The 12037-nt window shown below is 53.7% G+C and carries 12 protein-coding genes; 11 read left to right on the plus strand and 1 reads right to left on the minus strand.

The genetic code is table 11. The features are described from left to right. Positions 1-158: 158 nt before the first annotated feature. From G7Y49_RS10995 to G7Y49_RS11035, 10 genes are all read left to right on the plus strand, one after another. On the plus strand, positions 159-1367 hold the full coding sequence (locus G7Y49_RS10995) for a DegT/DnrJ/EryC1/StrS aminotransferase family protein (protein ID WP_241157394.1): 1209 nt from the start codon (positions 159-161) through the stop codon (positions 1365-1367). Next, entirely contained in the window at positions 1364-2080 is a 717-nt protein-coding gene (locus G7Y49_RS11000; RefSeq protein WP_165173764.1) for a sugar transferase, read from the plus strand. The genes G7Y49_RS10995 and G7Y49_RS11000 overlap by 4 nt, the downstream gene beginning before the upstream one ends. A gap of 127 nt (positions 2081-2207) precedes the next feature. After that, positions 2208-2309 (plus strand): DUF3693 domain-containing protein, encoded by a 102-nt coding sequence (locus tag G7Y49_RS12535; RefSeq protein ID WP_370519658.1) that lies wholly within the window; start codon positions 2208-2210, stop codon positions 2307-2309. 302 nt (positions 2310-2611) lie between these two features. Next, a complete protein-coding gene (locus G7Y49_RS12540; RefSeq protein WP_370519659.1) occupies positions 2612-3217 on the plus strand; it encodes a glycosyltransferase in 606 nt (201 codons plus the stop codon). Further along, positions 3207-3782, plus strand: coding sequence for an acyltransferase (locus tag G7Y49_RS11010; protein WP_165173768.1), 576 nt, complete (start codon positions 3207-3209; stop codon positions 3780-3782). The genes G7Y49_RS12540 and G7Y49_RS11010 overlap by 11 nt, the downstream gene beginning before the upstream one ends. 287 nt (positions 3783-4069) lie before the next feature. Beyond that, positions 4070-4978, plus strand: coding sequence for a glycosyltransferase family 4 protein (locus G7Y49_RS11015; protein ID WP_206214670.1), 909 nt, complete (start codon positions 4070-4072; stop codon positions 4976-4978). A 71-nt stretch (positions 4979-5049) separates the two neighbouring features. Next, positions 5050-5724, plus strand: a complete 675-nt coding sequence (locus tag G7Y49_RS11020; protein ID WP_165173772.1) for a DUF1919 domain-containing protein — start codon at positions 5050-5052, stop codon at positions 5722-5724. A gap of 324 nt (positions 5725-6048) precedes the next feature. Continuing rightward, positions 6049-7449, plus strand: coding sequence for an O-antigen polysaccharide polymerase Wzy (wzy, locus tag G7Y49_RS11025; protein WP_206214675.1), 1401 nt, complete (start codon positions 6049-6051; stop codon positions 7447-7449). Then, entirely contained in the window at positions 7446-8645 is a 1200-nt protein-coding gene (locus tag G7Y49_RS11030; protein ID WP_165173776.1) for a polysaccharide biosynthesis C-terminal domain-containing protein, read from the plus strand. The genes wzy and G7Y49_RS11030 overlap by 4 nt, the downstream gene beginning before the upstream one ends. Then, positions 8638-9708, plus strand: a complete 1071-nt coding sequence (locus tag G7Y49_RS11035) for an NAD-dependent epimerase/dehydratase family protein (protein WP_165173778.1) — start codon at positions 8638-8640, stop codon at positions 9706-9708. Before G7Y49_RS11030 ends, G7Y49_RS11035 begins: the two co-directional genes overlap by 8 nt. A 140-nt stretch (positions 9709-9848) precedes the next feature. Here G7Y49_RS11035 and G7Y49_RS11040 read toward each other — a convergent pair whose 3' ends face one another. Continuing rightward, positions 9849-10250: a hypothetical protein gene (locus tag G7Y49_RS11040; RefSeq protein ID WP_165173780.1), complete on the minus strand. Its 402-nt coding sequence runs from the start codon at positions 10248-10250 to the stop codon at positions 9849-9851. Between the two features lie 165 nt (positions 10251-10415). Between G7Y49_RS11040 and G7Y49_RS11045 the strand changes: the two genes are divergently transcribed. Then, positions 10416-11657 carry a nucleotide sugar dehydrogenase gene (locus G7Y49_RS11045; RefSeq protein ID WP_165173791.1) on the plus strand — a complete coding sequence of 414 codons (1242 nt, stop codon included), beginning with the start codon at positions 10416-10418 and terminating at the stop codon, positions 11655-11657. The last annotated feature ends 380 nt before the right edge of the window (positions 11658-12037 follow it).

The following is a 12037-nucleotide window of genomic DNA, read 5'->3' on the forward strand; positions in this document are numbered from 1 at the left end:
TGACCGCGGCCCAGCCCGAGGTGGGCGACGTGGGGAGGCGCCTCGAGATCCTTCGCGCGTCCCTCGGCGGCACCAACGACGACGTCAGGCGGGCGCTGGCCGAGGCCGTGCCGACGTACCGCCCGGACTTTCACGATGAGGAGGAATAGGCTGTGGCTATGAGGATGCAGGTCCCGTTCTCGCCCCCGGACGTCACGGAGGCGGAGATCGCGGAGGTCGCCGACGCGCTGAGGAGCGGCTGGATCACGACGGGCCCGCGCGTCAAGGAGCTCGAGCGGAGGCTGAAGGGCTACCTGCGGGCCGACGGCTGCTGCTGCCTGAGCTCGCAGACCGCCTGCGCCGAGATGGCTCTGCGCGTGCTGGGCGTCGGGCCTGGCGACGAGGTGATCGCGCCGGCCTACACCTACACGGCGAGCGCCAGCGTCGCTTGCCACGTGGGCGCCACGCTCGTGCTCGTCGACTGCCAGCCCGGCTCCCTCGAGATGGACTACGGTGCCGTGGAGGCGGCGGTCAGCGAGCGGACGAAGGCGATCGTCCCGGTCGACCTGGGCGGCGTGCCCTGCGACTACGACGCCATCTTCCAGGTCGCAGAGGCGAGGAGGGGCGCCTTCCGGCCCGCGGGCGAGGTCCAGGAGGCCCTGGGGCGCGTGGCCGTCTGCGCCGACGCCGCCCACGCGCTGGGCGCGACGCGGCGCGGCGAGCCGGTCGGCTCCGTCGCCGACTTCAGCTCCTTCAGCTTCCACGCGGTGAAGAACCTCACGACCGCCGAGGGCGGCTGCCTGACGTGGCGCTCGATCCCCGGCGTCGAAGACGCCGAGATGTACCGCCGGCTGCAGCTGCTGAGCCTGCACGGCCAGTCGAAGGACGCCCTCGCCAAGACCGAGCTCGGGGCCTGGGAGTACGACGTGGTCGGCCCCTGGTACAAGTGCAACATGACCGACGTCGCGGCGGCCATCGGGTTGGTCCAGCTTGGTCGCTACCCGGGCATGCTGGCCCGCCGCCGCGAGATCATCGAGCGCTACGACGCTGCCCTCGAGCCGCTCGGAATCGAGCCGCTGCCCCACTACGCGGAAGGCCACTTGTCGTCGGGGCACCTCTACATCTGCCGCGTCCCCGGCATCGACGCAGGGCAGAGGAGCGCCCTCATCGCCGGGATGGCCGAGCGCGGCGTCGCCTGCAACGTTCACTACAAGCCCCTGCCCATGATGACGGCCTACCGGAATCTGGGCTTCGACATCGCCGACTACCCCAACGCCTACGCGCGATTCGCTAACGAGGTGACCCTCCCGCTGCACACCTGCCTCACCGACGAGCAGGTGGAGTACGTCATCGAGTGCTTCGCGGAGGAGGTGAGAAGCCTCCGATGAGGTGGCTTTCCTGGGACGAGCTGCCGGAGGGCATGCGCCTGGACGAGGTGCGGCCCTACTACGACTCGCTCGCCAAGAAGCGCGGCCAGCTCGCCGCCAAGCGGGCGCTCGACGTCGTGGGCTCCCTCGTGATATTTGCCCTGACCTGGTGGTTGTTCGCCGTCTTGGCGATCGCCATCAAGCTCGACTCGCCCGGCCCCGTGTTCTACCGCCAGGAGCGCGTGACCCAGTACGGCGAGACGTTCCGCATCTTCAAGTTCCGGACCATGGTTCAGGACGCTGACAGGATCGGCTCTGCGGTCACGACGAACGGCGACGCTCGCGTGACCAGGGTTGGCTCGGTGGTTCGGAAGTTCAGGCTGGACGAGTTCAGCCAGCTGATCGATGTTCTCCGGGGGACGATGAGCTTCGTGGGCACGAGGCCGGAGGTCCCGAGATACGTTGCGTCCTACACCCCCGAGATGATGGCAACATTCCTTTTGCCTGCCGGAGTGACGTCAAACGCAAGCATCGTCTTCAAGGACGAGGCCGAGCTGCTCGACGCCGAGGGCGACGTCGAGCGGGCCTACGTGGAGGACGTTCTTCCGAGGAAGATGGAGCACAACTTGAGGGACATGGCCGGCTTCTCGTTCCTTCGGGATGTCAAGCTGATGTTCGCGACGGTCGGCGCGGTCCTGGGTCTTGGAACTTCGGAATCTATGACCATAATGTGAAGAGATAAGCGACTTTCCCAAATGAAGATAGCTATCATTGTTACGTCAACAAAGGACATTCCTCGCTTTCGTCTTGATATGGCGAAAGAATTTGTTTCTTTAGGGCATTCTGTAATTATTTTCGGGGATGAAGAAGAGTCGATATGGACTCAGTTCTTTGGCGCTAAAGGTATGTCTTATCGTCAGTTTTATGTGTCCAGGACGGGTACGAATCCTTTCGACGATCTGAAGACGCTCAAGTCTCTAATGGAGAATTTACGCTCTGAGATGCCCGATAAGGTTTTTACGTCTAATGTGAAAGCAAACATCTATGGCAGCGTCGCTGCTCATAGAGTCGGTATTGGTGATGTATACGTGATGATGGGCGGGCTTGGTTCGGTTTATAGATCGGAAAAGCCAGGGTTTATTGCAAAGCTTGTCTCGCTAGAGTATAGATATTCCTTGCGGTATGCAAAGAAGGTATTTTTCCAAAACCAAGATGATGCCAAGCTCTTTGTCTCGTTAAGATTAGTTGATGATTCCAAAATCGTCATGGTTCGTGGCTCTGGAGTAAACATACAACGCTTTGATTTCAGCCCATTGCCTCAAGAAACTCGATTTCTATTTGTTGGTAGATTGGTGAAAGGCAAAGGTATCATCGAATACCTTGATGCAGCGAGACTGGTGAAGCGAAAGATTCCAGATGCGAAGTTTGATGTAGTCGGCGCCTTTGATAGTAACCCAACGTCTATTCGACTGGAACAACTTCAGCCTTATATCGATGACGGTACTATCGCGTATCAGGGGGAGCAGAAAGACGTTCGCCCGTTTTTGAAAAAATGTTCTTGTTTCGTGCTTCCTTCGTATTATGGTGAGGGCACACCTAAATCTGGACTGGAGGCGATGGCGACTGGTCGCCCGATTATTGTTGCTGATGCTGTAGGTAGTCGAGAAGTCGTCCTTGATGGAGTTAATGGCTATTTGGTCAGTCCAAAAAATGCGCATGACTTAGCGGAAAAAATGATCTCGATTGCGGTCAATCGATCTAAGGCGTTGTCAATGGCTGAAGCAAGTAGAAGGCTTGCTGAAGAGGTGTTCGATGTAAGATCGGTAAATTTGGTGATTTGCCGGACAATGGGGATATCTCGTGAACGTTAAAAGAATAATTCTAGTGGCTTTGCGTGTTATCGGATCTAATGTTCGCTTGTTTTGCGGAAAACTGATTCACGGAAGTCGGCTTAAATATGACCCTCTGCTCTGCATTGCATATTCAGACAGCATCTCCCTCTCGGCTTCTTCTACGCTCTTTATTGGAAAACGTTTAAGAACTCGAGGGAATTGCTCATTAAACGTATCTGAGTCGGGACGGCTCATGATTGGGCGTAATGTCTTCTTTAATAGAGGATGTCTCGTTAACTGTCATTACTCAATATTAATAGGGGATGGTTGCGAATTCGGTCCAAATGTTTTGATTTATGATCACGATCTTGACTTTAGAAGTAAAGGCGGAATTAAAGACGGAAGTTTTAGATGCAAAGAGGTGTTCCTTGGTGAAAACTGCTGGATAGGAGCAGGAGCGATAATTCTGCGAGGAACGCATGTCGGGGCAAATAGTGTTATAGCAGCGGGAAGTATAGTAAAGGGCTTTTATCCAGAAAACTCCCTGATTGTTCAGAAGCGCTGCACTGAAGTCAGTTCGATAAGTAGAAGGGTTTCAGATTGATTTTTATTGCTACCGATTTTCGAATAAAGCAGTGCAAAGGCCGCCTGTACTCAGCAGGGAAGTTCCATTCGATCTTAAAGAGGTATTTCGAATCGTTTGGTGAAATTTGCTTATGCACGCGGTTTGAGTCAGTTTGCTTTGTAACGGATGATGACACCGATGTGTCTGGCTATATTGCCAATACTATTGAAGTCAGATCAGTGGAGTCGGCTATGCTCCATGTTTACGATGCGGACATGGAGCAAGCAATAAGGAAATGCAGACTGACAGTATGCAGGTGTCCTTCTGTGATCGCGTATCGAGCTGCGCGCTTGAGCTTTAAGCGAGATGTACCGGTTCTTGTTGAGGCTATGGGTTGTGCATGGGATGCCTATTGGAACCATGGATTATACGGCAAGATAGTCGCGCCGTATATGTATTTCGAAATGAAATATATTGTGTCGAAAGCCCGTTACGTTTTGTATGTGACGGAGCGCTTCCTTCAGGAGCGCTATCCTTGTTCGGGCAAATCGTGCCATGCATCAAATGTTGATATCAAGATAAATAACGACCTTGTTTTAAAAGATAGATTAAAAAAATTGAAAGAAGCTGATTTTACTGCTCCTGTTTTTATGACGGTTGCCGCGGTAAATGTTAAAACAAAAGGCCAACAATATGTTATCGAGGCATTGGCCCTTCTGAAAAAGAGAGGGATTGAGGCGAAGTATATGTTGGTGGGCGGGGGTGATCAGTCTTATTTAAAGCAGCTAGCGGTATCTTATGGCGTGGAGAGTCAGACGGTATTCACGGGAAACGTTCCGCATCTGAGCGTTCTGGAATTGCTTGATAAATGTGATGTTTACATTCAGCCTAGTTTACAGGAAGGATTGCCCCGATCGGTGATTGAGGCAATGAGTAGGGGTTGTTTATGCTTGGGATCGGAAACGGGTGGAACACCGGAGCTTCTAAAGGTTAGCAGAGTTTTTAGACGGAGAAGCGCGCGAGCCATCTCCGAGTCATTTTTTGGCCTCAAGGATGAGAAAAAGGAATTACTTACCGACGAGGTTGTCAGAAATCATGATGTTGCTAGACAATACGATAGCAGATTGCTTGAAAAAAGACGAAAAGCATTCTTCTCCACAATCGAAGATGAGATCACAAAGAAAAAGATGGAAGAAGTTCGCTGCTTTAGCCGTTCGGAGCTAAACCGAGATTGAATCCAAATATATTCACCGCAGGTTATGCGTACGTATATTGATTTGAATCAGAGATAACAGAAAGTGGGAAGATGTTTAAACTAAGCAAGGCTCAAATCAAAAGGAGACTCAAGCGATTATTTGCTGGTTTGTACCGAATCAAGCTAAAGAATCGCGATTTTTCAATTCTGAGCAATAATTGCTGGGGAGGTGTCTTGTATGACAAATACGGTTTGCCGTACAAGACACCCACGATTGGTCTTTGGATTCCACCCGCTGACTTTGTTCGTTTTCTGGCAAATTTAGACTACTATTCCAATGTTGCGGTTGAACGTATTTCATACAAGGAATCACATGTTGTCACATTGCTGGAAGAGAGGAAGAATCACGGAAGATACAAACTCGATTTGAATGATCTTATTATTGGGCGGATTGATGATGTTGATCTGATCTTCGTTCATTACAAGTCCTTTGAGGATGCGAAGAACAAGTGGGAGAAACGCATTAAACGCATTAACAAAAACAATATACTGGTAAAGATGAACGACCAAAATGGTTGCACAGAAACTGATTTTAAGGATTTTTTAGCGTTAAGCTATAAGAATAAGATTTTTTTCACTGGCAATCCTCAATGGCGGGGTCCCGGGGTTTTGTTTTTGACTCAGTATGAGAAAGAGGGGTACGTCTTAAGCGATACAGCTTATGGGGATGTGCCGATTAATACGACAGAGCTGCTAAATTCTATGGAGTGCGAGCGAAAGCTCTGATAAGTAATGGATCGAGGATTGACATTAAGTAGCTCATGGAAGTTATGCTCTCGAAAGAGGTTGTCTCAACAGGCAAATCGATCTTATCGGCCCTCTTCTTTATGGTTAGAAACAGCCTTGTTTGATAAGACGCATGCTGATCCAACTTCAATTTGGCTAAAACTATGGAGCTTTTTTTGTCAAGTACTTTTTTGTCGAATTGCGGAGTACACGTCAAATACATGCATGTTGTCATGCGCGTCCTGAGGTAATTCAGGTGATTAGAGAGAAAAATCGAACAGGTTTGTTGAGTCATGGTCGACAAAGCAGGGCGCGAAAAAGAGCGTGATTGTGGTGTTGGTAGAAAAGAGCCTCTTAAGACAGAGAAACTCAGAGCGGAATACTTTTGCGATTTCGTATGGAAGTGAGAGGGGGATGACGCAGGCGACAAAGAAAACAGGAGTGCTTCTTCTGGCCATTTTTATTTCAGGAATGGTGATGCTCTTTAGTGATGATCAAGCTGCTTTGGTCCATGTTTTCGCTATAGGATTGTTGGCTGTATCTTCGTCTGCATTAGTGGGTTTTAATTTAATTCATCCATTATGCTGGTTTGCGATCTTCTCGTTTGTCTACTATTGCAGCTATGCTGTGCTGTATGGTTTAGGCATTTACGTAACGTATGGCTACAGCAAAGAGCCCCTTCTTCTTGAGTGGTTCGCTTTATCGGCTGTGACCCTGATCCTTCCGAAAGATGAGGTATCTTATCAAGAGATAGCCTCTCTTTCCACCTCCTTTCTTTTACCTAAAAAAGGTAATTTGATTAAAGTTGCAATGATTGGGTCTTCGCTATATATCGTGGCTGCGCTTGTCTTGATAGAAACAGGAGGCTTTTCTAACAAAAACGCAATATATGCTAGTGGAGATGTATTTATTCGAGGAGCGTTTTACGCCGCTGATTTTGTCACTATCTTGTATGCATACTATCTCACACTGTATTTGATAAAGAGTGGTGATCGAGAAAAGATTTGGATAGTGATCGTGCCTACCATCGTTTTTCTTTTCGGAATGCTTACCGGAGAGCGGAACTATATGTTTTCGATTGCACTAGAGATCACGCTGCTCCTACTGGCTTTCAAGCGTATTACCCCAGCGAAGGTCTTATTCATATTGGGTGTCGGCTTGCTTCTTTTTCCCTTAACGAGTGCGTACAAATACTTCTTTCTATCGGGAGGCGTTTCCCAATTTGCTTCTAATGATTATCTATATCAGATGCTAGGAGGTGAATTTGCATCCGCAGGGCGCAATTTGCAAATTCTAGTCAACAATGGTTGTGAGGGATGTTTTGGCGTTGAATCGATTGCGAATGAGGTAATACGATGTTTTGTTGATACTGGCTACTCGTGTCAGCTATGGTTCAGCAATACCTTTATGAGCAACCCTTCGGTTATGTATGGTTTCACTATTGTTGGAGAGGGATATGTACATGGAGGCATTATAGGAGTGGCGATTGTTGCATGCATTGAAGGCGCAATAGCAAGGCTGCTATACAAAGCGTCTCGAAAGAGCATCTTCTTTTTGACCGTTTATATCTATATGGTGCCAATTATAATTTACGCATCGCGTGCCGATCTTGCAAATATCATTTCCCCACTGTGGAAGTACGCTCTCCTGACTGTGTTGCTAATTATGATCTTTGACGGTGGGAGCTTACTGAGCTCTTATCGAGAGAGCAACAAAGTAAGATGAGGCTTGAAAGGCGTTATTACGTTGCAATAGCGTGCAAGCTTCTTGCTGTAATGGTTTCGTTCGGTGTTTCGGTAGCTGTGAACAGGGGACTTGGAGTAGAACTAAAAGGGGAATATGCCTACATAATAAATATTGCATCGGTTATTTGCCTTGGCATGGCGTTTGGCCTGGGCCAGACATATTCAACTTTCTTGAGGGAAAAGGGTGAGCATGTTAAATTCACTTTCGTGGCTCTTTCTTGTATTCACTTTGGCGTTGGTTTCGTAGGCTGTTGTTTTCTCTGGATCTTTCAGGTTGATCCATTTTTTATAACCATTTTGGCTCTGTCTGCTTTGGCGGGGCTCAGAGCCAACGTGTCCATGATTGCAGTAATAGAAAATGCTTCAAAAAGAAATATAGTTGAGTTGGTGTGCGACATATTGTACTTTGTCGCTCTTTGCTTTCTTGTTTATGAAGATAAGCTAACTGTGATGAGTGCGTTAGCATGCTATGCTTTTAATGACGGATTGCGTGCCCTTGCTCTCGCACTCTCTTTTCGTCTGAAGCCCAGCTTGAAAAAGCTCAGATTTGCGGATCTCACAAAGATCTATAAGTCAAGTGCAGTAACGGCAATAGTGCTAACTTTAATCGCGATTAACTACAGTATTGATGTTGTTATGCTAGGGTGGTTGTCTACAAACTATGAAGTAGGGCTATATAGTGTTGCGGTTACTTTGGCTAACATGCTGTTGCTTGTCCCAGACGCATTAAAAGAAGTGTTGTTTGGCGACTCAGCGAGAGGAGATTCGAAAAGGGCGGTTGTCAACTCAATAAAGATGTCATGGGCCGTCTCAGCGATTCTCATAGTTTTATTCGTTCTGTTTGGGCAGCATGCAATATCAATTCTTTACGGTGAGGAATATTCGTCTTCCTATGGATTGACGGTAATACTATTCTTAAGTTGTATCCCTATGGCCTTTTTCAAGATCGTTCAACCAATTTACATCTCGCATGGACTTCAATCGAGAATGGGCATTTTTCTGCTCATGTCAGGCATCGCTAATATAGTTTTAAATATCATTCTTATCCCCATTTTTAATGGGTGGGGGGCTGCTTGCGCTTCGATAGCTTCGTACTCTGGCTGTGCATTACTTTTCTTCATTGATTACAAAAAAAGAATTCTTAACAACAGAATTGAGGGAGGTAGAGATGAGTAGGGTTCTAGTAACCGGCGCGGCCGGGTTCATCGGCGCGTTTTTGTGCAAACGTCTGCTGGAGGACGGCGGGTGCGAGGTCGTGGGGCTCGACAACGTGAACGGCTACTACGACGTCGGGATCAAGGAGGACAGGCTGCGGATGCTCGCCGTCGCGACGGGCGGGGGAGCGGGCGACGCGGACGCGGGCGGGTTCTCCGCCGGGAGGCTCACCTTCGTGCGGGGCGACCTGGCCGACGAGCGGGCGGTCGAGGAGCTGTTCGGGGAGCGAGGCTTTGACGTGGTGGTGAACCTCGCCGCGCAGGCGGGGGTGCGCTACTCCATCGAGAACCCGAGGGCCTACGTGGACTCCAACCTCGTCGGCTTCTTCAACGTGCTCGAGGCGTGCAGGCGCCATCCCGTGAGGCACCTCGTCTACGCGAGCTCGAGCTCGGTCTACGGCGGAAACGAGAAGGTGCCCTTCTCCGAGGGTGACCGGGTGGACGCGCCCGTGTCCCTCTACGCGGCCACCAAGAAGTCCAACGAGCTCATGGCCCACGCCTACTCCAAGCTCTACTCCATCCCCGCCACGGGGCTTCGCTTCTTCACGGTCTACGGCCCGATGGGCCGGCCCGACATGGCCTACTTCGGGTTCACCGACAAGCTGGTGCGCGGCGAGACGATAAAGATCTTCAACATGGGCGACTGCCAGCGCGACTTCACCTACGTGGACGACATCGTGGAGGGCGTCGTGCGCGTGATGGGCGCCCCTCCCGCGGTGGAGACGGGCGCCGACGGCTTGCCCCGGGCTGCGCACCGCGTGTACAACATCGGCAACTCGCACCCCGAGAGCCTGCTGGGCTTCGTGGGCGCGCTGCAGCGCGTGCTCGTGGAGGAGGGCGTGCTGCCGGAGGGCTACGACTTCGAGGCGCACCGCGAGCTCGTGCCCATGCAGCCCGGAGACGTGCCCGTCACCTACGCGGACACGAGCGCGCTGGAGCGCGACCTGGGGTTCAGGCCGAGCATCAAGTTGGAGGACGGCCTGCGGGAGTTCGCCAGGTGGTACAAGGGGTACTACGGGCTGTAGGCATGGGAAAAGCGCCGGAGTTAGGTAAATTACATACCGTTCGGGCGCTTTTCTGATTTGCATGATAGCACGGCACTAGATGCAAAGAAAGCGCCGGATATATGTGAAATGCTCACCAATCGGGCGCTTTGCTGCCGCGATCATACCACCCCTACTTGATCCTGACAACCCCGCCCCGCTTGCTCACGTAGAGGATGCGCCGGGCGTGCGTCAGGCTGGCGGCCCACTTGCGCCACCTCCCGCTCTACGGCGGCATCGGAGAGCCCGCGCATCCTGCGCGCGTCGAACACGACGTCTCGCGACTGGCGGAGCGCGGCGCGGAGGTGCTTCTCGACGACCCTCAGGCTCCCGGAGGTCGGGGACTTGACCTCCCATACCACCCCGTCGGCCTCGAGGTCGGCCGAGGTCACGCGTGTGCCCCACGTGCGGCGCACGAACTCAACGTCCATCCCCGCGTCGGCGAGGGCGCGGGCCGTGTCCATCTCGTGCGGCAGCACGTTGAGGTCTGACGGCGCCTTGATGGTCCCGATCCGCTTCTCCACGGCGTGCTCCCTCCTCGCTCGGGCGGGGTTCGCTATGGGGCGAATCATACGCCCTCGGATGACGCTTTCGCAACTGCAGATTGATCGGCTTACGACGGCCTGCGCGGGCTTGTGCCCGCGCGTGGCCTGGACCTTGAAAACCGAAGAGAGAGGACTGACTTGACTATGAGAATCGCCGTTGCCGGGACGGGCTACGTGGGGCTGTCGCTGGCGGTGCTGCTGGCGCAGTGCAACCACGTGGACGCCGTTGACGTGGTGCCGGACAAGGTGGAGAGGCTCGCGCGGTGGGAGTCGCCCATCGCGGACGCCGAGATAGAGCGCTTCCTTTCCGAGGCGGCGCGCGGGGAGCGGAGGCTCGACCTCCGCCCCACGCTCGACGGGAGGGCGGCCTACGGGGCGGCCGACCTCGTGGTGATCGCCACGCCCACCAACTACGACGAGGAGCGCAACTTCTTCGACACGCGCTACGTCGAGCAGGTGGTGGAGCTGGTGCTCGAGGTCAACCCCGAGGCGGTCATGGTGGTGAAGTCCACGGTGCCGGTCGGCTACACCAAGTCCCTCTGCGAGCGCTACCCGCAGGGGCGCTTCCTGTTCTCCCCTGAGTTCCTGCGGGAGGGCCGCGCGCTCTACGACAACCTGCACCCCTCGCGCATCATCGTGGGGGTGCCGAGCGAGTCGCCCTACGCCCGCGAGCTCGAGGGGCGGGCGCGCGAGTTCGCGCGGCTCCTCGCCGAGGGGGCAGAGGAGCCGGCGGGCTCCATCCCCACCCTCGTCATGCGCGCCACCGAGGCCGAGGCGGTGAAGCTCTTCGCCAACACATACCTCGCCCTGCGCGTCTCCTACTTCAACGAGCTGGACACCTACGCGTCGGTGCGCGGGCTCGACGCCGGGCAGATCATCGAGGGCGTGGGGCTCGACCCCCGCATAGGCTCGCACTACAACAACCCCTCGTTCGGCTACGGGGGCTACTGCCTGCCCAAGGACACAAAGCAGCTGCTCGCCAACTTCAGGGACGTGCCGCAGTGCATGATCCAGGCCATCGTCGACGCCAACCGCACGCGCAAGGACTACGTCGCCGAGGAGGTCGTCGACCGCGTCTGGAGGCTGGTGTACGAGGGCGTGGAGAGGCCCGTCGTGGGCGTGTACCGACTCGTCATGAAGTCGGGGAGCGACAACTTCCGCGCGAGCTCCATCCAGGGCGTCATGAAGAGGGTGAAGGCCAAGGGGATCCCGGTGGTGGTCTACGAGCCGACGCTGGAGGCCCCCGAGTTCTACGGCTCCGAGGTCACCCACGACCTGGGGGAGTTCAAGGAGAGGTGCGACCTGATCGTGGCCAACCGCTGGAGCCCCGAGCTCGACGACGTGGCGGCCAAGGTCTACACGCGGGATCTCTTCCGGAGGGATTAGGAGGCTTTCGAGTGAGCCCGCTGCGGGCGCTTCGGATGTCGCACCAAGCGTCAGATGCCTGGTGCGATATCCTTTTACGCCAGGCGTCCAAGACGACCATCTCCGTTCCTAAGCGTGATTTGTGAGCCGTCTCAGTCGGTGAGCAAATCGACGAATTATCTTTGAAGAAGATTCGAGTTGAATGACACGGCGTAACGTTTTTGGGGAGGTATAGCGACTCCGGCGACGAGGGCAGCCGCCAGGCTGGCCGACGAGCCGGAGCGAGGCGAAGGGGGCTCCCCTAATCTCTTATCGACCAAGAATCGAGAAAGAGAGGAGCCCTCCATGGACAATCCTACCGCATGCGCGGCCGCTTCGGCGGCCCTGGCCGACGTATTCAC

It is taken from the genome of Adlercreutzia sp. ZJ242 (genome assembly GCF_011038995.1).
Taxonomy (GTDB): Bacteria; Actinomycetota; Coriobacteriia; order Coriobacteriales; family Eggerthellaceae; genus CAAEEV01.